Origin of the sequence: Paenibacillus vulneris, from assembly GCF_039543185.1 — a bacterium.
Lineage (GTDB): Bacteria > Bacillota > Bacilli > Paenibacillales > NBRC-103111 > Paenibacillus_S > Paenibacillus_S vulneris.
In genome coordinates, this window is record NZ_BAABJG010000006.1 from 136,950 (window position 1) to 160,233 (window position 23,284).

Here is a 23,284-nt window from a genome sequence, read left to right on the forward strand (position 1 = left end):
TAAAATGCCACCCCGTTCCCCTTATGCGAAGGATACTTGCAAAAGGAGACGGGGTGGTTTTCTTTTATCTATTATCGCATGTCGACCAGGAAGGTTTTGATTTCATACGGCTTCAACGGCAGCTTTTGAACCGCCGCTTGAATAGGCTCGCCTATCGGACGCTCCATCAGATCGCACTCCTGCCAGCTTTGAACGTCATAATCGCTCGATAGCTGTATCGTGCCTCTTTGCCCGGCAAACTCATGGAAGCGCAGTACGACCCGGCCGCCATCCTCCGCTTGCTTCACGGCATCGATATGAACATGACCTCCTGTGATACGGAACAGCGAACCCGGCACCTTGGCTTCTCCCGCCTGAGTCTGCATCGGTGCGTTCAAATCCCATGCTTCTTCTACCGTTTTGCCAGTCATCCAGTCCCCGGTATGCGGCATAAGGGAGTAAGTAAAGCTGTGCTCTCCCTGATCGGCCTGCGGATCGGGAACCAGCGCCGATTTCAACAGCGTTAATCGAATGACGTGGTCCTTGATGTCATAACCATACTTGCAATCGTTCATCAGGCTGACGCCGTAGCCTCGCTCCGACAAATCGGCCCATTGATGCCCAACCACTTCGAACCTCGCATAATCCCAGCTCGTATTCCAGTGGGTAGGCCGCTTGACGTTCCCGAACTGAATATCATAGGTCGCCTCGGTCGAGCGCACCTCCACAGGGAACGCCGCCTTCAGCAGCTTCCGCTGCTCGTGCCAGTCAACCGTTGTTTTGAAATCCATCCGCCGGGAATGAGCATACACAATCAGCTCCTGCTCTATGGTCGAGGCTCTATAGCTCCAGACAAACCGGACGACAGCACGCACAGCTCCCTTTTCAACGAGCTCTACAGATTGGAGTGAGCTAATTTCCTCCATTTTTTGCGTATAAAAAATATCGATGTCCCACGCCTCATGCCGCCCCTTCGGTTTATCCTCAAACACCTGCAGCACGTTGCCCTTCGCTCCTTCAGCCAGCACTTCGCGCTCTGCCGCTTTGTCCCAGATGGAAATTAATTGCCCGTTGTCATTCCATTGCAGGTTATAAAACGGCGTATCGATACCCTTTTCTTCCATGACAAAAGGTTCGCTTACCTTGTCTGCGGAAGCGCCGCGGCCTGGAATCCACCGAATGGCGGAGTGCCCGAGCGGAGGCACATTCTCGACCTGTACCCACCAGCCTGCCTTATCCCGCTGGCCTTCCAGCATACGGCCCGAGCTGTCCACCCAGCTTCCCTGTGCGCCCTGATCCGGCAGATTATCCGCTGAGATAATGACTAGACCGCTGCGTTCCCAGCCTGCACTATTCCATACAGTGACCGTTGTTTGACCGGCCTGCTCCACTTCTGCAACAAGCCCTGCCGCGGCTTGCATGTAAGCCTTTTGGATTCTGTTCTCAGCCTCCTCGTATTCGATTCTGGAATCCTCATACACCTCATGAATGGAGGAACCGGGAATAATATCGTGGAATTGGTTGCGCAGCACGATTTTCCATGCCTCCGCCAGCTCATTCCGGGCATAGACGGACCAGTCCCCTTGAGCCAGGCTGCCCATCACCCCCATCCATTCCGCCTCCCTGCTGAACAGCTCCAGCTTGCGATTCATCAGCTTATTGTAGGCTTGGCTGGTGTACGTGCCCCGGTGCAGCTCCAAATACAGCTCTCCATCCCATGTATGGACATATTCCTTCGTATCGGCAACCGTTTGCTGCAGGGCTTCGAAATACTCATCAACCCGTCCCGTCGTCACTTGAGGAATACCCGGCAGCTCATGAAGCCTTCTTCTCAGCTCGAGCATTTCCCGGTTCACTCCGCCTCCCCCGTCTCCATAACCGTATGAAAGCAGCAGCTCCCGGTTGATCGGCTTATCCCGGTACGTTTCCCATATGCCTTTGACTGTACGGGCAGTCACTTCCCCGTTGTAGGTGTACAGCCACCCTCCGGCATTGTCCGGCGTTGTGATGAAATGAGTCAATATTTCCGTCCCGTCCATGCCCCGCCATTGAAACGTATCATGCGGCATCCGGTTATATTGGTTCCAGCTGATTTTGGTCGTCATGAACGTGGAAATTCCTGATTTGCGCAGGATTTGCGGCAGCGCCCAGCTATAACCGAAGACGTCGGGAAGCCATAGATAGGTACACTCCACACCGAATTCTTCCTTCAAAAACCGGGTTCCGTACAAAAGCTGGCGCACGATCGATTCTCCGGAGGTCAAGTTACAATCCGCCTCCAGCCACATGCCGCCGCCTGCTTCCCATTGGCCTTGGCTGACCCTTTCTTTGATTTGGGCATAAACGTCCGGATAATCATTTTTGATATAATCGTACAGCTGCGGCATTGTCTGCAGGAATATGTAATCCGGAAACTGCTCCATCAGTCGAAGAACTGTAGAGAAGGAGCGTGCCGCCTTTTCCCGCGTATGCTTCAATCTCCACAGCCAGGCCACATCAATATGGGTATGTCCGATGCATCGAACCGTCACGGGGTGGTGCTTAGGCAGCTTCCGTACCGCTTCCCGCAGGCTTGCCGCCGCGGCGGTTACAGATGCATAGAAATCCTCCGAGCCCGGCTTTGACCAGTCGAGCAGCAAAAAGGCCTGATCCACAGCAGACAGCAGCATAACACTCTCCGGGGCATGCTCATCCAGCTCCCGCACCACCTGCAGCATGGCCAGGGCCGTATAATAAAGATCATCAGCGTCCTCATCCAGCCAGCACAGCTCTGCCTGCTTCAGCTGATGCTCCTGCACCGTGTTCGGCCGGTACCCCCCCATGCCGGACCATAACCGGAAACAAAGCTGAAGCACAGCCCCGGCATCGTGACCCTGAAAAAATACTTCCTTATGATTGCCGTCCACCCCCTGATAGGGCTCGCCATTGACATACAGCAGCGATTCAAATCCGGAGTTGTTCCCGCCGCCCGTTCTGCCAAAATCAAACCGCCCCAGCACCCTGCGTCCTTGCCATGCTTCAGGTATTTCCGTCTCCACAGCAAGCCAGAGATAACGGTCGCTTCCTTCCCAGCGATCGCCGATCCGCATAGTCCCTGCTTCCTTATTCTGCGATAACGGCCATGGCGGCCGCTCTCCCGTCCGTCCTTCCCGATCCTCCAAGCTATCGAAGGCTTCGATTCTCCGGCGGTCTCTATATCGAAATTCCGACAGCTCGCGCAAACGCTCTTGCAGCTTTTCCAATGTAAACAGCATGTTGATGCCTCCTTGATTTCGGATGAAATAACACGTGTTATATCCTATCAAAAAAAATTATGTCAGCCGTCCGACGCTTTCTCTCTCTTCCAGCATCGCTTTTACCCAAATGCCGCTTTTATCCTCCATCCCGCGGCGCCCTTCGACATATTCGAGGAGTCTTTGCGCGGCCAGCCGCCCCATCTCCCGATAAGGTACTTCAATGGAGGTAATAGCCGGGAACAAATGCTGGTTGATTCGTTCTGTATTATCGCATGCCATAAGATGGATGTCTTTGCCCGGCTGCATCCCGAGCATCTGAGCGGCACGGCTGACGTATACCGCTCCGCGGGACCAGTTCGTCAGCAAGACTCTGGATAAGGGCTGAAATTCCCGGGTCCACTGTGTCCAGAACTGCGCTCTCTCAATCCAGGGCCCATCCGTTTCAGTGAAAATGAGAGGCTCCACGCCATGAGAGGCAGCCCATCCTTCATAAGCCTTACGCCGTTCCTGATCCCCCCAGCCAAGCGGAGTAGGATGGCGGAGCTCCAGATAGGCGGGCATCAGCCTCGTTCGTTCCCACATGAAATCCAATGCGCGATGAACGCTCTCCTCGTAATCCATCAACACGGAAGGAATACCGGAGTGATCGTGATACCCCTCTACGGAAACGTAAGGCAGCTGATATTGATGGACGGTCTGCACCCATTCCTCATCCACCCGATGCGGCCGGTCCAATGCCATGATTCCATCAATACGGCGCTGTAAAAATAAATCCAGCATGCTCTCCTGTCTTTGCTGTGAGCTACCTGACGGGTATAGCAGCACGTGGTACCCCTGGCTTGCGCAAACCTCCTGCATTCCCTCAAGCACCTGCAAAAACATCGGATTCGAAACATTCCCGTATGCGGCCAAGCAATGGCTTCTCCCGGTTTTCATTCCGCGCGCTTGCGCATCTACCTGGTAATTCAGCTCCCGGATGACTTCCAGCACCAATTTGCGCTTCTCCTCGCTCACACCGATGCCCGGCGTACCGTTCAATACGGCGGACACGACGCTTCGGGATACGCCTGCCCGTTTTGCTACGTCAAAGCTGGTTACTCTTTTGTTCATGTATGGCACCTCAAACCAAAAATAACACGTGTTATACCAAAAAGCAACAGGTATCTTTCAGTCTTTTCCTGCATGAAGGCTTGCATGTTTCTCCGAAAATTCTCATAAAGGATGGAAGTATCATCCATACTATAGAAACAACTACCGTGATACGGAGGCATTGGGCTCATGGCACATCTTCGGAATAAAATGCTGCTTCTCGCTGCACTGATCATCACTATCATCTCGTCTGTACATACCTCACCTGCGGCTGCCGATCCCCCCTCGCCTAAACAGAACAAGGATTCGGAGCACGTCAGCTCTACCTATCTGCTCCAGGCTGTCAAAGCCGACCTCACGGGAGATTCCATTCCGGATGCCATCATGCTTAGCGGCACCAATCAGAGTCCCTCCTCCGGTTATTATGATAAGTTGAACATCCGTGTCCTGATTTCTTCCGAAACGAGACCTATGGATATTGCCTTGCCGGGCGGTTACAATCCCTCTATGCAATTGCTCGATGTCAACGGAGACAGGATCAACGATATTTGTGTATATGTCTCTCCCGACAGTCAAGGCGGGTCTCCGTCAATAGTCCTATACACGATTCAGGATCAGCAGCCTGTTGCATTGCCTTTGCCCCCTCCGCTTGCATTAAAAGGGGTGCTCAAGGATCATTATAAGGTGCCGGTGACGATTCAAAATACGAATGAGACGTACATGCTGGAGCTCTCAGAACGAAAATCGCTCTACGAAGCTATGGGCTACTATCAAAACGGACGGCTGCTTCAGCCAGCCAGCATCATAAGCAGCGGGTTTCATAAGCTGGAGCCGGTCGACCGGGACACGGACGGTATCTGGGAGATGAAAGGAATCCAGCACATCGCGATGCTATCTAACGACAACACGATTGCCATTGCGGAATCCTTATGGAAGTGGCGTTACGGACAATGGACCCTGGTCTATGCCAAAATCATAAGCGCCTCTTAAACGGCGTACGCAAAAAACCAAGCAGCTCCTTTAAGCCGCTTGGTTTTCACTCATGCCAGCATCATTTGCTTGAACTGCTGCATCGCAATGTAGTATCTGAACTTATTAAGGTCACCGGAGGAAATGCTATCGATTTCCGCACCATAGCGAATCGTCTTTTCCAAAATATGCGCGTACCGCACGACAAGCTTTAAATGAATGCTCTCCTCATCGCAAAACATCGTGCTATCGTATACCTCATGCATTTTTATGGAAAAATCGTTAATTTCAAAGCCTATGCCAAACCGGCTTACATCGACAACCCGCACCGCCGTCGTTTTGAAATCCTCGCTGATGGTGGCAAAGGTGTTAAGTTTGTACCTTGTATATTTTACCTGCCCTTCATTCAGCCATTCATCGACGACTTTTTGGGGCTTTGCCTTAATATGAAAAAGTTCCGAATCCGCCGGTACCAGCAAAATTTTGGAGTTGTTATTGTGCAATATTCTCATATTTTGACGTCGTTTGAAATCAAAGCACAGCACGTCATCGCCATCGGCGAGCTTCGTGTCCGCTTCAATCCCAACCTCCATAAACTCCTCTTGTTCATACCCGACATGCGCTTGATAAACTTTTCCTTTATGCAGCAATTGAATGTTCTTCATGGGATCATCTCCTTAGAGTTTTGCCAAGCAAAACGGACTTCGTAAGCAAAACTAATCTGTCGACAAACCATGGAAATTCAGAGATGCTGAAAATCCGGTTTTCGTCAATCCGACTTTTAGCTTGCATTTCGCATCTCGCTAAATCTGGATGTGGTGGTTATAGTTCTACTATAGGAGATAAACTTTTAAAAAGTTTAAGGCAATTATTAGGAGACTATTAGATTTCTTGTCTAATTTTGTCGAATGATAGGATGTACAGCCAAATCTTGTTGAAACCATTTTAACTCTATTAACCACGCTGATGCAAAACCTATCATTTTTTCAGAAAATGTACATATTCCCCAAAAGAAGGGGCAACTTCGGATAGGAATTTCTGTACGCGATTCACTGTGACAAAATAAAAACAAGCCCTTCATCAACGAAGGACTTGCTGTGTTTTGAATAGGGTTTAATGTTCCATGTGATCTTCCGGTTGTGCAGCCTTGACGGTCAGGCCGCCGTCTACCATAAGCAAATGTCCGTTAACCTGCATCGCTTCATCGGAAGCGAGGAATACCACGGCATCGCCGATCTGACGAGCCGTACCCAGACGTTTCATCGGGTTCGCTTCAATTTCTTTGGCGCGAATGGCCGGATCCGCCAGGAAGTCGGTACACATATCCGTATCTACGGTGCTTGGCCCGACAGCATTGATGTTAATGTTATACTTGCCGAGCTCGATCGCCATCCCTTTGGTCAGCATGTGAGCCGCCGCTTTGGACGATTGATAGTGCGGAATGACCGGACTTGTCACGACAAGGCTGGCTGTCGAAAGAACATTGACAATTTTGCCGTAACGCTTCAGAATCATCTTCTCGGCAGCCAATTGGGAGCACATAAAGATAGATTTTACGTTCGTTGCGAACGTGCGGTCCCAAGTCTCCTCCGTCACTTTCATGAACGGCTCGAACGGGGCGACCCCTGCGTTGTTAACCAGGATTTCAACGTCTCCGAGCTGCTCCTCCACCTGTTTAAACATCGCTTCCACTTGAGCCTTACTGCCTACATCCGCCTGGACAACGATCGATTTGCAGCCCAAAGCCTCGATTTGTTCCTTTACCTTCTCCGCCAGTTCGCGCGAACGGTCGGACGTATAGTTAACCGCTACATGAGCGCCTTCTTCTGCCAAACGAATGGCGATCGCTTCGCCGATCCCGCGGCTGCCCCCGGTGACCAGAGCGACCTTCCCTTTTAACCTTGCCAACTTCCGCTTCCTCCTTCGTGATGCCACGTATATCTATTAGAGAGATGGTCCGATTCGGTTGATGCTGAACTCCGTATGGCCGAGCACTTCCGCTTTCGTGAGCTTGCCGTTCGCTACAGCTTTGATCTCATCCCAGATGATGTTACCGGCGTCTTCCAAGCTCAATGTGCCTTCCAGCATGTCGCTGACATCGACGTCCATATTATCGCTCATACGCTGGAACATCCGCTTGTTCCCGGTAATTTTGATGACCGGGATTACGGCTGAGCCTGTCGGCGTACCGCGTCCTGTCGTAAAGCAGACCAGATGCGCTCCGCCTGCTGCCATACCGGACACGCACTCAATGTCGTTACCAGGGGAGTCCATGAAGTACAGACCATGCTTAGGAAGCTGCTCTGCATATTCTACAACCCCTTTGATCGGAGCTGTGCCGCATTTGCTGATGCAGCCCAAGGATTTCTCTTCAATCGTCGTCAAACCGCCGGCAATATTGCCCGGGCTCGGATTACCGCCGCGCATGTCGGCCCCCATCCGCTCTACCTCTTTCTCGAAGCGGTCCACGATGTGGTACAGCTGCTTCTCGGTTTCCGGAGTTGCACAGCGGGAAGCGAGTACATGCTCCGCTCCGATAATCTCGGTCGTTTCGCCGATAACGACGCCGCCGCCGTGCTGGATCAGCGTATCTGCCGCCGCACCGAGCGCCGGGTTGGAAGCCAGACCGGATGTGGCGTCGGAGCCGCCGCATTTTACGCCGATGATCAGCTCGCTGAACGGAATCGGCTCAGGCTGCATAGCGTCCAATTGGGCGCGCATTTTTTTGGCAAGCTCTGCGCCATGCTGAATGGCCTTGACGGAACCGCCGACCGACTGAATGTCGAACACTTCTACCAGCTTGCCGGTAGGACGGATAGCGTCCGCCAATTCGTTGGGGTCGATAACCTCACAGCCCAAGCTGATAATGATAACGCCGCCGACATTCGGGTTTTTGCCTGTGCCCGCCAGCACCTCGAACGTGCGCTCTTTGTCGGCGCCGATTTGGCTGCAGCCATGCTGATGCGGAATCGCTACCGTGTCGGGTACCATTTGGTTGATGCGGCTGCAAACTTGGTTCGCGCAAATGACCGTAGGAATAATCAGCAGGTGATTGCGGATCCCTACGTCGCCGTTCGGTCTTCTGTAACCCATCATGTGATCCATGTTTTTTCCTCCTAAAAGTTTTTCGTAAGAAAAACTATCTTCGTAAGCATTTGCTGAGTTTTGCGGAGCATAACTATCTTCGTAAGCATAGGCTAAGTTTTTCGTAAGAAAAACTATCTTCGTAAGCATAAACTGAGCTTTTCGTAAGAAAAACTATCTTCGTAAGCGTAAGCTTGAGTTTTGCGGAGCAAAACTATCTTCGTAAGCATAAGCTGAGTTTCGTAATTAAGCTTTTGCGGCTTGGTCTCCGCGACCGCGAATGCCTTCCACATTGTGAACGTGCACATGCTGACCTGCTTTGATATCCACCGTAGTGCGTCCGATTACTTCGCCGTATTTGCGAATATCAGTACCTTGGGCTATGTCTTCGATAGCAATTTTATGACCGAAAGGCACCGCATCCAGCAAAACGACCTCGCGAACTTGTTCCTGCACGCGGTAACTAATCTTTTGCCCTTTTTCCAGGTCCTTGATCGCTGTTGCTACGTGATCCTTGGCGTCCATGACTAGAGCGTCGGCGCCTGCTTCTATTTGATGTCCTGCCATTGTTTAACCTCCTTAGAGCTTTTCGTAGAAAAGCTATCTTCGTAAGCGTTACTGGCTTTCCGTAAGGAAAGCTATCATCGTAAGCATTAACTGAGTTTTCCGAAGGAATACTTTCTTCGTAAGCGTTACTGAGCTTTTCGTAGAAAAGCTATCTTCGTAAGCATTAGCTGAGCTTTCTAGGAAAGCATCACCTATAACTCTATTAAACTCTCTCGGCTACCATTTTGTTCGTCAACGAGCCCAGCTTTTCGATCTCGATCGTAACTACATCGCCGTCTTTTAAGTAAACGCGTTTGTCCTCAGGTAATCCAAGCACAACGCCTTCCGGGGTTCCTGTCAAAATAATGTCGCCTGGAACCAGAGTCATATGTTGGGAGATGTAGCTTACGATCTCGTCACAGTAGAAGATCATATCGGAAGTGTTCGAGTTTTGACGCACTTCGCCGTTCACGATGCAGCGAATGGACAAGTCGTTCGGATTGCCCACTTCGTCTGCCGTTACGAGGTATGGTCCCAACGGGCTGAAGCCGTCACAGCTTTTGCCGAGCAGCCATTGTTGTGTGCGCATTTGCAAGTCGCGTGCGGATAAATCGTTCACGTTGCAATAACCGAATACATGGTCCAGTGCGTTTTCCTTGGATACATATTTGGCTTCCTTACCGATAACGATCACAAGCTCCGCCTCGTAATCCACTTGGTCGGTTACTTTCACCGGAAGAGGCACATCGGCGCCATGGCCGGTCAAGGTGTTGTTGAATTTATTGAACAGGATCGGATATTGCGGAATCGGTGCGTTCGTCTCTTCCGCATGCTTGCGGTAGTTCAACCCGACGCAGATGATTTTGTTAGGATGCGTAACGCAAGGACCCAGCTTCAGATCAGATTCATTCAAAATATATCCGGCAGTGCCGCCCGCAGCAGCGGACAACGCTTGATCGACATAAGCTTGCAAGGAAGCAACTGCAGGCGCTCCCCCGTTAATGACTCCATGCACGTTTTGCGGTACGGATTGACCAGGGGCCGCCGGAACCGCCTGCAGAGCAGCGGAAATATGTACGACTCCTTGCTCCGTTTTGACGCCAAGCTTTTGCTGGCCATTTTCGATAAAAGTAAGAAGCTTCATCAGATATACCTCCAAAAAATAATATGGTTATGAGTGCAGATATTCTTATATTTTTAAAATTTAAGCGTTTTTGCCGAAAACAACGCCGCCGTCAATATAGAGCGGTGAGCCCATCATGAATTTGGATTCGTCGGAAGCAAGGAACAGGGCCGCCTTGGCTACATCCTCCGGTCTGCCCAGGTCGCCGCTTAATTGACGAGTTTTGAGGGACGCGTAGGCTTCTTCTTCGTTGTCGTACGATTTTTTCAAGTAATCCTCGACGAAAGGAGTCAGAATCGTGCCCGGAAGCAGCGCGTTGCAGCGGATTTGGTACGGAGCGTAGTCCACTTGCATGGATTTCGTTAAAGCAAGCACCGCGCCCTTGGTAGCCGAATACGAAGCACGGCGGGCCAGACCGATTTCGGCGATGCAAGAAGACATGTTAATAATAGACCCGCTGCGCGCCTCCATCATGTGAGGGAGCACATATTTACAAGGCAGGAATACACCGCGAATGTTGATGTTGATGACGCGGTCCCACGCTTCCGGCTCCACCTCATGGATCGCCCCTACGCCGCTGACGCCCGCGTTGTTAAACAATACGTCGATCCGCCCAAACTGAGCGATAGCTTGATCGACCATGGCCTTTACAGACTCCGGATTCGTTACGTCCGCTTGAATGAACACCGCCTTGCCGCCGGCCTTCGTGATCATGTCGACGGTCTCCAGGCCTTTTTCCTCCACCAGATCGTTCACGATAACGGTAGCCCCTTCTTTTGCAAACAAGAGCGCGGAGCTTTGGCCGATACCCGACCCGGAACCGGTGATCAGCGTAATTTTGTTTTCCAATCTCATCTTCGGCACATCCTTCCAAATGTTTGGTTAATTGCATGTCCCCTGCGACAGCCGGTCAGCCAAAGCGCAAATTTCCCGCCTTGCCAGCTCCCGCTTCTGCTCCCATTCATGCTGGAACATGGAGCAGCTTATAGCCGCAATGACACTCCCCTGAGCATCGCGCACCGGCGCGGCGACACAGCAAAAGCCCATGACGGCTTCCTGAAGATCGCTGGCGTAGCCTTCTCCCCTGATTTGCTCCAGCTGCTTCAGCAGATCGGACCGCGATTTGATCGTATGCGGAGTCAACCCTTGCTGCAGCTCCTCTGCGGGATACAGCGTCTCGACGGCGGCAGGCTCCAGATGGGCAAGCATAACCTTGCCCAATGCCGTAGCATGCGCAGGCAGCTTCATTCCCGGCTCGGAAGCCAGTCTCACGGGAGACGGCATTTCCTCCTTGGCCAGATACAGCACGTCGCTCTGCTCCAGCCTTGCGAGCTGGATCGTTTCCTGAATCGTATGTTTGGTAACCGATGCCTCCTTGCGGAACCGGTCGATCAGGCTGAATTGTTTAAAATAAATGTTTCCGATAAAGCCTAGCTTAGAGCCCAGCGAATAGGTCGCTTCCGGCTCGCGGACAACCCATTCCAGCGCCTCCATCGTATTCAGCAGCGAGAACATGGAGCTTTTATTAATGCCAAGCTGTCTGGACAAATCGATCAGCTTCAGCTTGGAAGGCTGTAGGGATATCGCCTGAAGGACAACATCGGCTTTCTCTAGAGCAGGTACCCAATATTTCTTTTCCATGCGTCCTCCTGCAAGCTTACACTTCACAAGCGACTACTGCTTTTTCAAAATAGTGCTTGTTTCATTTGGTTTAGTATACAAAACCAAGGTTTTGTATAATTGACAATTTCATCGTACAACGGGGAGTACGATATGTCAACGGATTTTTGCCCCCTCCATAACAAGCGAAAACCCGCTCCAAGCCTATAGGAGCTTATGTTGAGGCTTCGGGTTCACTGGAGCAAACTGGTGTTAGAAACAGCCTGGAGAAGAGCGGCTTCAAGTTGATGAGAAACCACTTTGGAGAAGATCCCGAAAAATGAAAAAAAGGATTGAGCAGCCCCTAGCACTGCTCAATCCTTCGATAGCTCATCCCCTGACGAGATGACGAGTATTTTTACTTGATAATGACCGCGTATACCTTGCCGGGTCCGTGAATCCCGATCGTAAGGTCGTTCTCGATGTCGGCGCTTCGGCTCGGCCCTGTAATCAAATTCAGCGAGGAAGCATAGTCGCTGCCATTAGCTTTGCCTGCCGTAATGCCGCTGAACGCTTCGCCCATACGGGTAACCAGCTGATCCGCGCGGAATACCGCGAACAGGATATCCGTCAGCAGGCTGACAGAGCGGCCCCGCTGCGGCGAGCACTGCAGTGCCAGCGTGCTAGTATTGGCAATGGCATAATCAGGCCATATCATGCCGAGCTGGCAGCGCTCCGTACGCTTCAGCAGCTCGCTGCGCTTCGCCCAGTTGGAGCTGCCTTCTGCCTCGCTGGCAGATTCGTTCCCGGCAGACTCGATCTCCTTCCAAGGAACGACGGTTACTCCGGCTTCCGCCAAAGCTTCATCCAGACCGAGCGCGATCAGGCCCTCATGCTCCCAGCGGGAAACATGCGTAACGTTGAGCTCGGCCGCAATTTCCTTAAGCCATGCGCCTATGGCGGTCTTGGCCTCCGCTTCCTCGACAACCAGCACCTTGCCGGTTAAGGCCGTCCAGTTCTGAATGAAAAGCTCAATCTTCTCATCGGTCGTACGTTCGATCTCCTTATAGAACTCCGGAGCGCCGCGGAACGGCCGCTCTGGAGGAGTACTTGGCGGCGCTTTGCGTCCTAATCGCGACGAAATATTCGCGATGAAGGCATCCCGCCCGTGCATTTGTCCTGGCTTAATGCTCATGAGGCTTACCTCCCTTATTCACCGGAGCTTTAGGAGCTTCCGCGACGACCGGAGCATTCTTCAGCTCCTGCTGCAGCGCCTCCCACCGGTCGCGGAACGACTGCTTCGGCTTCATCGGGAAGAAACGCGACTGTGTCCAGCCGGACATCGGTCCCGGGCCTTTCTTGATGAAGCCTTTGCTGATGAACGGCTTCTGCAGATAATAGGCGGATTTGGTCGCCATTTTGTACAAGGTCACGTTCCCGAACGCCGTCTGGAACGACTTGAACGCGGCGCGCTCGGCAAGCGGGGTCAGCCCCATCTTGACCTTGCGGGCGCGCAGCTGCACGAGCATATCGTGCAGCGGGATCTTGACCGGGCATGCCTCATAGCATGCCCCGCACAAACTGGAAGCGTAGGCCAGCTGGCCCGCTTCCTTCATGTCCTGCTGCAGCAGCGGCGTCAATACGGCCCCGATAGGGCCGCTGTATACGCTGCCGTAGGTGTGTCCGCCCACATGACGGTACACGGGGCACGCGTTCAAACAGGCTGCACAGCGGATGCAGTGCAGCACCTCCTGGAACACCGGATCGCCGAGCTGCGCCGAGCGTCCGTTGTCCAGGACGATGAGATGGAGCTCCTCCGGTCCGTCGAGCTCCCCTTCGCGGCGCGGGCCGGTAATCATCGACGTATACGTCGTCAGCTTCTGGCCCGTTGCGCTGCGCGCGAGCAGGTTCAGGACGACCTCCAGGTCGTCATAGGTCGGAACCAAACGCTCCATCCCCATAATGACGACATGGGATTTAGGAATCGTGCTGACCATCCGCCCGTTCCCTTCATTGGAGACGAGCGTGATCGAGCCGGACTCGGCAACGCCGAAGTTACAGCCCGTCAAGCCGATATCCGCCTCAAGGAAGTAGTTGCGAAGCCGCTGCCTGGCATAGTTCGCAAGCACCTTCGTTTCCGGCGGGAACTGCTCACCGGACTCATCGTTAAACAAGTCGGCGATCTGCTGCTTGTTCTTATGAATCGCAGGGATGATCAAATGGGAAGGCGTTTCCTTGGCCAGCTGCAGAATATACTCGCCCAAGTCGGTCTCGATCGCCTCAATGCCGCGCTCCTCCAGATGATGATTCAGATGGATCTCTTCCGATACCATCGATTTCCCTTTGGCAACCAGCTTCGCCTTGCGCTCCTCGGCAAGCTTCATGAACACCTTGACCGCTTCATCCGCCGTCTGGCAGAAATAGACATGTCCGCCCGCTTTGGTGACATTGTCCGTGAACTGGGTTAAATAATAATCCAGGTTCTCCACGACATGCTTCCGGATCTGCTTGCCGCGTTCGCGCCACTCCTCCCAATGTCCGAAGTCGTCCATCGCCTTCAGCTTGGCGGTCTTCAGCTTATCGGTAGTGAATGCAACCGCTTTGCGGAGGAATTCGTCGGCAAGCGCTTCCTCTGTTCTCTTTTTCAATCCCGTCCCGATCAACTGCTTCTCATCGACCTGACTCACCGTTCTTCACTCCTTCCTCCAGCAGCTGCGCAATATGCATTACGCGAATCGGCTTGTTGTCTTTATTCAAACGGCCTCCGATATTCATCAGACAGCCCATATCCGAACCGACCAGCACACTGGCCCCTGTAGAGCACACATGGCCCGCTTTTTCACAAACCATCGCCTCCGACATATCCGCCATCTTCACGGCAAAGGTACCGCCGAAGCCGCAGCAGTCTTCTTTTCTCGGAAGCTCGATCAGCTCTAGGCCCTTCACTTCCGCCATCAGCTTGCCCGGCTCTTCCTTCACGCCCAGGAATCGCGTCGCATGACAGGAGGCATGGTATGTGACCTTCTCGTTGAATACGGCTCCCAAATCGGTCACGCCGAGCACGTTCACAAGGAACTGCGAAAACTCGTACATTTTACCGATCAAATCTTCCGCTTTCTTCTTCCATTCGGGCTCATTCTCGAACAGCTGCGGATAGTAGTGATGAACCATCCCGGTACAGGAGCCGGACGGGGATACAACATAATCGCTGTGCTCGAAGGCCCGGATCAAGCCGCGAGCCACTTCCCGCGCTTCATCCTGATAGCCGCTGTTGAAGGCAGGCTGTCCGCAGCACACTTGAGCTTGCGGGAAGTCCACCTCACAGCCGTAACGGTGCAGCAAACGGACAACGCTTTCTCCAACCTCCGGATACAACTGATCCGCCAGGCAAGTAATGAATAAAGAGACACGCATGGGGTACCCTTCCTTTAGCTATAATTTGTAGTTTCACTCTTATGTTATCAGGTTATCAGATAAGTTCGATTTTGAAAAGCCTTATTTATAGTACAGCCACCGGTTCATCATTCATACCGTCCTCAACATAACCCAACAAGGGGGCGGGTCTGATGAAAACTACAAAGCTGGAAGGATCAACCAACCCCCTCCGGTGGAGCATCCCCCTCCAACCAGGCTTCCAAAGCAGGCTATGCTGCGCAAAGCCCTTTTATAAATCATGTCAAAAAAAGCCGCCTTCCCCGCAAAGCCTTGCTTTCCTTCGGCTCCCTTATCCGGGGATCGGCAGCTTATACTGCACCGTACTTATCAGCGTATTTTACCAGCCAAATGCCGACGGTTCTCTAGTCTTTGTAAGAACCGCTAACCTGAGGAGACTTATATTTTTGCGCATGATTGATAATCAGATGAACCTCCACTTCCTCCAGCGTATTCTCATTCAAAGGAAATTGGCCGTCCACCTGAATCGACCGCCACTTGTCCGGGTGACGCTTATAATACAGTTGGCCAAGATGCATCACATCCGCATGCAGGGCGAGCCCTTTTTTGTAATATTCCATCAGCTCCCTGCGAATTGTCTGTTCGGCCAGACGCTGGATTTCCTCCAACGGCTTCTCCTCCGCAAGCTCCATCAGTGTTCCTTTGACCTTCAGCTTCGCCTTGAAACGAGGGATGCCTTTGCCTCGATCGAGAATCTCGATCTTATGGGTCGCATCCTTTACCTCCAGTGTAGCAATAGTCGTATGCTGTTCCGACTGGACCGTCAGCGGGGACGCTTCATAAGCTGACTGCATCCAGCGGCCGAGCATAATGTCGCTCATTTTCATCCAACCCACGTACCGGGTTCCGTTAAAAATAAACCCTCCTGACTTTTTCAGGATGCCCATCGGCTTATTTTGTTCCATCCACGTTTTCTCGGTTAACTCCACGGAAGGTATGATGACCGTCGAGGAAGGCTCCAGCATGCCGGCTACGATTTCATTAACGTAATAAGGCTTTAAGTTCGACAGCTGCGCATAGTTTTGTTCGGGATTGCCCAGTATGCTGTCGAGCGTGCTTCGGTCAAAAAACGACTTGGCGGAGAGAAGATCGTACATTTTCTCCTTGGTGCCGTAAAACCATTTGGTATACCTGGTCTCCTTATTGCGGTTGGTGAAATCGAATACCTTCTTCAGCATTTGCTCCTTCAGCACGTTTTCCGTCAGTATCAGGTAATTGACATGCCCGAGAAACATCGTTCCCTGGCCTGACGCGATCAGATCGCTTATGGCGGCAAGTACGGTTTCTCCCTTCCCCCTCCCAACCCAGTTTCGAACCGAATCGTTCTGCTGCTCCTGCTTCGCAATGGAAGAGAAGTTGATCATTTGTCCATACACGACAAATTTATCGTCCTCATAATCGACGCCCAGCCCTACGATATAATTCAACCTCTGCACCTCTTCCGCATCCCAGCATCCTGTGAGCAGGAGAAAGGTGACGGAGATCAGCAAGCATTGACGGAGCCGTTTGAAGCCAGTGCGCTTCAAGAGCCTTCCTCCCCTTTCGAGCCGGAGGTTTCGCCGACGATGTCCAAGCTGTTTTTCCGGAACGGTAAGCGGATGAATTTCAGCAGGCTTTCTTTTCTTCCGTATTTTTCATAGCTGAAATAAGGCACACCGAACGATTGCGTATTAATGGCGTATACCAGCATATAGAACAAGGCGATGATGGTGCCGTAAATACCGCATAGCGCAGACAAAATCAGGACGAACAGCCGCATGATCCTCGTCGTGCTCTGCAAATTCAAGTTCACGAGGGTGGACCCGGACACGATAGCCACCGCAGCGAGAAACGTCATACTCGGAGACAATATGCCTGCCCTCAAAGCCGCATCCCCGATAATAATCCCGCCTACGACCGTAATCGTCGAGCCGGTCGCTCTTGGCAGGCGGGCTCCCGCCTCCCTGAGCAAGTCGAGCAGGAACAGGCTGAGCAGCATTTCAACAAAAGCGGAAATAGGCAGCCCCAGACGCGAAATTCCTATGGTAGCAAGCAGCTGGAACGGAATTTGATCCTGGTTGTACATCAGCAATGAGATAAAGACCCCAGGGGAAAAGACGGCGATAAAAGCGGCGATGATCCGCAGCATCCGATTGGCGATAGCCACATGATAATTAAAGTAAGAATCCTCCGGGCTGATAAACAGCTCCGTCAGGGAGACCGGCGCTATCATAGCCGTAGGCGTGCCTTCCATAAATACGAGAAATTTGCCCCGCATCAGCCGTTCGGCCGCATAATCCGGCTTCCCTGTGAAATTAGTTAACGGAAGGACGGTATACCGATTGCCTGTGATCGTATCCTCTAACCTGGCATTCCCCCCGACAAGAACCGTTTTTGCCAGATTCTCCAGACGCTGTTGAATGATAGAAAGGGAAATCTCCGGCACGCGGCCCTTAAAATAAAGCAACGCCACGCGCGTGCGGGTCGTGCCGTGGGAATAGTAATATTTTACGCTTAAATCGGTGGTGGCAAGCCGCTTCCGGATTAAAGCGATATTCGTGTCCAGCTCCTCGACAAACCCGTCCCGCGCTCCGCGTATGGAGGGCTCGAGAGCAGATTCCTCCGGATCCCTCCGGGGGACACTAGCCAGGTTCACGCTGTACAGCTCCCCCCTGCGTTCCAAATACAAGAACAGCTGGCCGCTGAAAATAAGCGAAGCATAGTCCGCAAGCTTCATTTGAGCTTCCTGAAGCAGCGCTGCGCCGTTTTCGTTCATCAGCTTGTCTAGCTCCCTGCCTTCGCCAGACAAAGAGCGAGTCAGCTCCGGAATGAAATATTCACGTAAACGGGTCGTATCCACGAGATTCGGCTGATAAAGCAAAACCGCCTTCTGTTCCGATAAGCCCAGCCTCTCGGTGCATATATCTTCGCAGTCGCGAAACGCGAGGCTCAGTCTACCCAGCACATTCCCTTCCGTCACGTAGACCCGCTCCTTTCCGTCCTTTTCATCCATGCAAGCAGCGCAACACCCATACTGACGAACAAGATGATCGTGATCGCTCCGATAAAGTACCATTGATTCAACAGCCTTACGAACTCCTTATCTGAATGCGGCAGCAGCACAAATACGGTCATAAGAGCCGCAATGATGACAACCGTAACGAGGGAGGCTGTTTTTTTTGCCGTATGGCCGATCAGCGTCTCCTTAACGAGAAGGATCGACATCGACAACCGGACAAAGGCGCCGGAGAGCCATTGGAAAATCGATAAAAAGTCGACATGCTCCACATAATGACCGATCCGTACCAGCCGCCACTCCTCATAGGCCGGGAACCTCAGCTTGGCCGCCTCATCCGGTCCGAATTCCGCAATCGCCCCCATCAGAGGCCCTATCGTTAATCCAACAAGTGCCCATAGTGTGAACAGCAGATGGCGAAATTTCACTTTTTCCTTCATATGATGCTGCAGCAAAAGCACCAGCGCGATTTCCACCATCCCTCCGCCTACGACAAAAATGCATTTCAGCACGGGATTCCATCCATTTTCCAATAGAGGAAGCAAATAAACGTAATGCTTGCGCGGAATATTCGCCGTAGCTACAAAAAAGCCAAATAAGACTACAAGGGGCAGCAGAAAAATACCGCATCTCGCAATCGTCTGTATGCCGGAATAAGCCGCCCAGATGCAAGCGCCCATCAAGAGAAGGGTAATAAACCAGGCAGGGGTGTCGGGAAGAAACATACTTTTCACCCAACCAACTGTATCTACGATAGTTACGGTCCCGAGCACGAAGACGTATACCAGAACGGGAACGCGCAAAAGCAAGGAAAGAAACGCTCCGTATCTCTGCTTCACCCATGAAAAGATCGGAGCCATGCTTGTGCTTTTCATCACATAGACAAGCAGAGGAAGCAAGCAGGTTATAAGCAGGCCTGCAATGAGAACGGAGATCCATGCGCTTCGTCCTCCGATTCCGAGCAGAAACGGTATCACAATGACGTGATCCATAAGTCCGGAGGAAAGCATAAAAAGGGTAACTAGCTGGTGCAGATTCAGCACTTTCTGGTTAGCATCCATATTCGAACCACCAACAGCTTCCATATTGTTTTGAAAATAAGGACAAGTTAGCCGTATTATTCCTCCGTTGGTACTTTCTATTCCTGTCATTTGGAAATGAAAAAAAGCTTCCCCTGCCCGCAGTATAGCGGCAAGAAAAGCCTTCCCTTAAAGGTAGAAACCCCGTGTCCAACCCTATTTCTTCAAAAATTTCAACAGCACCTGCTCGACATGAAATAGATGATGCCGCATCGCTTCCTGAGCTCCAGCCGGATCCCGGTTAAGAATAGCCTGATAGATCGCTTTATGCTCCTTCAGCAGCTGCTTAGAGACGGTTTTGCTGGAATACATTTGCAGTCTTCTGGTTTCCCGGATAGCCGTCTGCATTTGAGTCGAGATGGAGTCGATCATACGTTCCATAATGGAATTATGTGTCGCCTGCGCCAAAGTCAGATGGAACAGCATATCGGAACGTTCCCCTTCCTCTTCATTGCCCAGGAAATCTTCCATATTGCGCAGCACTGCCTCAAATTTGGCGATATCCTCGTCCGTCCGCTTCTCCGCAGCTAAGGCTGCATTGGAAATTTCGAGCGCCTTCCTCGCCTCGATTAATTCGATCACCGTCTCACGGCTCATGAGCAGCGAATCGAATACCGGAAGATCGACATCCTGCGCTTCAATGCTTCGTACATAGCTGCCCTCGCCCTGATGGATTTCGACAAGCCCCATCGCCTTCAACGCGCTGAGCGCTTCCCTCACGGTAGATCTTCCGACCTGAAAGCGCTCGGACAGCTCTTTGGCCGACGGAAGCTTTTGTCCCGGCGTCAAGGCTCCGCTGACAATCTGCTCCTTGATTTGATCCGCTATGACTTCATATATTTTACGCGACGATATTTTTTGAATTTCCAAATCGGCCGCCCCCTATTAACGAAAGTTTCCGTTCCATATCCCACGTTTATTATACCCATCCCGATGCATAATGCCAATTGATCCCTAAATCTTACTCTATCGAGGCCAGTTTTAAGCCGTTTTCTATCCTAATCCTGCGCTAACAGGCCCGCTCCCCCTTGCCGACCGTAATTGTGCTATTGGATGAAGCCAAGCCATTAGATAAAGCCCTTGGCTGATTGACGATACAGCCCCGGCGTCATGCCCACCGACTTGCGGAACAGCCTGATGAAATAATTATAGTCGCTGAAGCCGACCTGAGCGGCGACCTCGGGAACTGGCAGCACGCTTCCGGTCAGGAGCCGTTTGGCCGCCTCCATTCTAAGCGCGTGGTGGTATTGCAGAGGGCTAAGCCCGGTATGCCTTTTTAAGCAGCGTGCCGCATAATCAAAGTTAAAATGAAGCTCCTCCGCCATGCGGGCGGCCTGAAAAGGCTCCGTGACGCGTTCCTCCAGATAAGCCTTGACCTGTTCCGAGATGAGATAGGACCGGGTCGACCTGCGCTGCTCGCGAACCCCCGCCTGGATTACCGAGAGCAGCCTCCCTAATACGACCTGCAGGTCTACGGCATGCTCCTGCGTCAGACTTTCCCGCAGCCGGAGCATCTCATTCAGGACGGGGATCAGCGGCTTTCGGTCCACCGGCCCGTATTTAGGCAAGAACAAGTATTGCTCCGCCGGCGTCAGATCGCTGTCCGTCCCCCTGCGGACGAGTGTCGACCAAGGGATATGCTTCTCCGGAAGCTGCGCCACGGCCCGTTGGTGGCGGAAGTGAAGCCAGTACAGCTCCGTCTCCTCCGTGCAGGGACGATGTCCGAAATGCGTCCTTCCGGGCTCAAGCAGCAGCATTTGGCCGGCCTCAATGTCGTAGGGAACCCCGTCCTCGGTCATATACAAGGTTCCGCTGCAAACGATGATGAGGTCATACACCTCAAACGACCGCTCGAAGTGCTGCATGCCTTTCTTCCATATTGAAAATCCCGCCGTTAAAAACTGGGGCAGCGGAGGTATGGGCAGCTGTAAGATATCCATCGGTTTCCTCCCGGCAGCAAGCCTTCACGTCCTTCTTGCTCTTAGTGTAGTGCACCGGGCCGCCAAATTCAATCCGCAGATTCGGTCGAAAATATGCTATAAATGGTCGTGCACCTACCTATATCCGCGACGGCTCTATCCTATATAGTGAAGACATGTAATCGCTATCAGGTTATCTCATACAACCTACTACTTATCTCAAAGGAGCGTGCAGTGTCCATGCGTTTTCGCCAGGTTCATCTGGATTTTCACACTTCGGAAGCCATACCCCATATCGGCAGGCAATTTTCCAAGCAGCAATTTCAGGAGATGCTCCAAAGGGGCCGGGTCGATTCGATCACGGTGTTCTCCAAATGCCATCACGGCTGGGCCTATCATCCGTCGGAGGCGAATGAAATCCACCCCGGACTTGACTTTGACCTGCTCGGCGCCATGATTGAAGCGGCTCATGAGATCAACGTCAAAACGCCGGTCTACCTCTCTGCAGGACTGGACGAGAAGCTGGCGCGCCGCCATCCCGAATGGCTGATCCGCGACATTAACGATAACACGAATTGGGTAGATGGCTTTATGAAGCCGGGCTACCATCAGCTTTGCTTTAATACGCCCTACCTGGACATTCTGGTGCGTCAGGTGGAGGAAGTCGTTCGCACCTATGACGCCGACGGCATCTTCCTGGACATTGTAGGGGTGCGCCAATGCTACTGCCACTCCTGCCTCCGCACGCTTCGCAGCGAGGGCCAGGATCCCCGTGACAAGGACGCTGTCCTCGCACTTGGGGAACGGATCTACGCCAGCTATACCGCCCGGATTCGCGAAGCGATAGACAGCATCAAGCCCGGTCTGCCCGTCTTTCACAATGGAGGGCATATTCGGCGGGGAAGACGGGATCTGGCCGGGATGAACTCGCATCTGGAGCTGGAGTCTCTGCCGACCGGAGGCTGGGGCTACGATCACTTCCCGCTCTCCGCCAGGTACGCGCAGGGACTCGGTATGGATTACCTTGGCATGACAGGCAAGTTTCATACGACCTGGGGGGAATTCGGCGGCTACAAGCACCCGAATGCGCTTCGGTATGAGACTGCCCTGAGCATAGCGAACGGAGCGCGCTGCTCGATCGGAGATCAGCTCCATCCGGAGGGCTTCATGGACCCGGCCACCTATGAGCTGATCGGTGCCGCCTACCGAGAGGTGGAGAGCAAGGAAGCATGGTGCACCGGCACGGCAAGTGTAGCCGACGTGGCTTTGCTCTCCTATGAGGCCGCCGCCTCGCAAAAGGAAGAAAAGCGCGGCGACCGTACGGGAACCTCGGATGCAGGCGCGGTGCGAATGCTTCTCGAAGGGAAGCTTTTGTTCGACGTCATCGATTTGGAGCATGACTTTACGCGATACAAAGTCGTCATACTGCCCGATCAAATTACAATTCCCCCGGCTCTGCAAACCAAATTGAACGACTTCTTCGCGCAGGGCGGCAAGGTGCTCGCCACGGGACGTTCAGGCTTGAATGAGACCGGTGACTCCTTCGCCATCGATCTTGGAGTTGAATGGGAACAAGTGAATCCTTACCGGCCGGATTACTTCCGGCCGCACTTCGAGCTGAATAGCCTGCACAACGCCGCCTTCGTCTTCTACTCCGAGGGGCAGCAGGTCCGTCTGACGACCGGAACCGTACTGGGGCATCGGGAGAATCCTTACTTTAACCGGGATGTGTTCACCTTCTGCTCCCATCAGCATACGCCGAGCGCCCTTCAGGATAACGGTCCGGGGATGGTCGAGAGCGCGAACGGCATCTATTTCGCCTGGAACGTATTCGCCGATTACGCCGATAAAGGAAGCCTTGCCCTTAAGGAATGCGTACTGTACGCCTTAAACCGGCTGCTGCCGGATAAAACGCTGCGTACCGATCTTCCTGCGCAAGGAATCGTCACTCTGATGGAGCAGCCTGCCAAGCAGCGCTATGTCAATCATCTGCTCTATGCGACTCCGGTAAAACGCGGCTCGGGAGTCGAGGTGATCGAGGATCTGATCCCTCTCTATGATATCTCCGTCTCGCTAAAGCTGGGTAAGCCGATTCGCAGGGTCTATCTCGCTCCGCAAATGGAAGAGCTGCCTTTCGAAACAGACGGCGATACCGTCAGCTATACGGTACCGAGACTGGAATGCCACCAAATGGTCGTATTGGAAGGCTAGCC

The 23,284-nt window shown here is 52.6% G+C and carries 19 protein-coding genes; 2 read left to right on the plus strand and 17 right to left on the minus strand.

What is annotated here, in order from left to right; translation table 11 throughout:
• Positions 1-71: 71 nt before the first annotated feature.
• Positions 72-3,233, minus strand: a complete 3,162-nt coding sequence (locus ABEA66_RS06020; protein WP_345586897.1) for an alpha-mannosidase — start codon at positions 3,231-3,233, stop codon at positions 72-74.
• Between the two features lie 57 nt (positions 3,234-3,290).
• Entirely contained in the window at positions 3,291-4,325 is a 1,035-nt protein-coding gene (locus tag ABEA66_RS06025; protein ID WP_345586898.1) for a LacI family DNA-binding transcriptional regulator, read from the minus strand.
• A 168-nt stretch (positions 4,326-4,493) separates the two neighbouring features.
• Between ABEA66_RS06025 and ABEA66_RS06030 the strand changes: the two genes are divergently transcribed.
• Positions 4,494-5,294, plus strand: coding sequence for a hypothetical protein (locus ABEA66_RS06030; RefSeq protein WP_345586899.1), 801 nt, complete (start codon positions 4,494-4,496; stop codon positions 5,292-5,294).
• A gap of 50 nt (positions 5,295-5,344) precedes the next feature.
• Here ABEA66_RS06030 and ABEA66_RS06035 read toward each other — a convergent pair whose 3' ends face one another.
• The 15 genes from ABEA66_RS06035 to ABEA66_RS06105 form a co-directional block, all read right to left on the minus strand.
• Complete coding sequence (locus ABEA66_RS06035) at positions 5,345-5,938, minus strand: PilZ domain-containing protein (protein ID WP_345586900.1); 594 nt, start codon at positions 5,936-5,938, stop codon at positions 5,345-5,347.
• 448 nt (positions 5,939-6,386) lie between these two features.
• On the minus strand, positions 6,387-7,181 hold the full coding sequence (locus tag ABEA66_RS06040) for an SDR family NAD(P)-dependent oxidoreductase (protein WP_345586901.1): 795 nt from the start codon (positions 7,179-7,181) through the stop codon (positions 6,387-6,389).
• A gap of 36 nt (positions 7,182-7,217) precedes the next feature.
• Positions 7,218-8,378, minus strand: coding sequence for a UxaA family hydrolase (locus tag ABEA66_RS06045; RefSeq protein ID WP_079908340.1), 1,161 nt, complete (start codon positions 8,376-8,378; stop codon positions 7,218-7,220).
• 225 nt (positions 8,379-8,603) lie between these two features.
• Complete coding sequence (locus ABEA66_RS06050; protein ID WP_345586902.1) at positions 8,604-8,924, minus strand: UxaA family hydrolase; 321 nt, start codon at positions 8,922-8,924, stop codon at positions 8,604-8,606.
• Between the two features lie 202 nt (positions 8,925-9,126).
• Entirely contained in the window at positions 9,127-10,047 is a 921-nt protein-coding gene (locus ABEA66_RS06055; protein ID WP_345586903.1) for a fumarylacetoacetate hydrolase family protein, read from the minus strand.
• 60 nt (positions 10,048-10,107) lie between these two features.
• Positions 10,108-10,881: an SDR family NAD(P)-dependent oxidoreductase gene (locus ABEA66_RS06060; RefSeq protein WP_079908337.1), complete on the minus strand. Its 774-nt coding sequence runs from the start codon at positions 10,879-10,881 to the stop codon at positions 10,108-10,110.
• Between the two features lie 27 nt (positions 10,882-10,908).
• Entirely contained in the window at positions 10,909-11,667 is a 759-nt protein-coding gene (locus ABEA66_RS06065) for an IclR family transcriptional regulator (RefSeq protein WP_079908336.1), read from the minus strand.
• A 376-nt stretch (positions 11,668-12,043) separates the two neighbouring features.
• The gene (locus ABEA66_RS06070; protein ID WP_079908335.1) at positions 12,044-12,820 is read right to left on the minus strand and encodes a LutC/YkgG family protein; all 777 of its coding nucleotides are present in this window, start codon (positions 12,818-12,820) and stop codon (positions 12,044-12,046) included.
• On the minus strand, positions 12,810-14,312 hold the full coding sequence (locus ABEA66_RS06075) for a LutB/LldF family L-lactate oxidation iron-sulfur protein (protein WP_079908334.1): 1,503 nt from the start codon (positions 14,310-14,312) through the stop codon (positions 12,810-12,812). Before ABEA66_RS06075 ends, ABEA66_RS06070 begins: the two co-directional genes overlap by 11 nt.
• Complete coding sequence (locus ABEA66_RS06080; protein WP_079908333.1) at positions 14,296-15,039, minus strand: (Fe-S)-binding protein; 744 nt, start codon at positions 15,037-15,039, stop codon at positions 14,296-14,298. The genes ABEA66_RS06075 and ABEA66_RS06080 overlap by 17 nt, the downstream gene beginning before the upstream one ends.
• Before the next feature lie 383 nt (positions 15,040-15,422).
• The gene (locus tag ABEA66_RS06085; RefSeq protein WP_345586904.1) at positions 15,423-16,604 is read right to left on the minus strand and encodes a Ger(x)C family spore germination protein; all 1,182 of its coding nucleotides are present in this window, start codon (positions 16,602-16,604) and stop codon (positions 15,423-15,425) included.
• Complete coding sequence (locus tag ABEA66_RS06090; protein WP_179135832.1) at positions 16,601-18,037, minus strand: spore germination protein; 1,437 nt, start codon at positions 18,035-18,037, stop codon at positions 16,601-16,603. The genes ABEA66_RS06085 and ABEA66_RS06090 overlap by 4 nt, the downstream gene beginning before the upstream one ends.
• Positions 18,034-19,134, minus strand: coding sequence for a GerAB/ArcD/ProY family transporter (locus tag ABEA66_RS06095; protein WP_179135831.1), 1,101 nt, complete (start codon positions 19,132-19,134; stop codon positions 18,034-18,036). Before ABEA66_RS06095 ends, ABEA66_RS06090 begins: the two co-directional genes overlap by 4 nt.
• A 174-nt stretch (positions 19,135-19,308) precedes the next feature.
• Positions 19,309-20,022: a FadR/GntR family transcriptional regulator gene (locus ABEA66_RS06100; RefSeq protein WP_079908329.1), complete on the minus strand. Its 714-nt coding sequence runs from the start codon at positions 20,020-20,022 to the stop codon at positions 19,309-19,311.
• A gap of 197 nt (positions 20,023-20,219) precedes the next feature.
• On the minus strand, positions 20,220-21,092 hold the full coding sequence (locus tag ABEA66_RS06105; RefSeq protein ID WP_345586905.1) for an AraC family transcriptional regulator: 873 nt from the start codon (positions 21,090-21,092) through the stop codon (positions 20,220-20,222).
• 219 nt (positions 21,093-21,311) lie between these two features.
• Here ABEA66_RS06105 and ABEA66_RS06110 point away from each other — a divergent pair, with 219 nt between their 5' ends.
• Positions 21,312-23,282, plus strand: a complete 1,971-nt coding sequence (locus ABEA66_RS06110; protein ID WP_345587376.1) for a beta-galactosidase trimerization domain-containing protein — start codon at positions 21,312-21,314, stop codon at positions 23,280-23,282.
• The last annotated feature ends 2 nt before the right edge of the window (positions 23,283-23,284 follow it).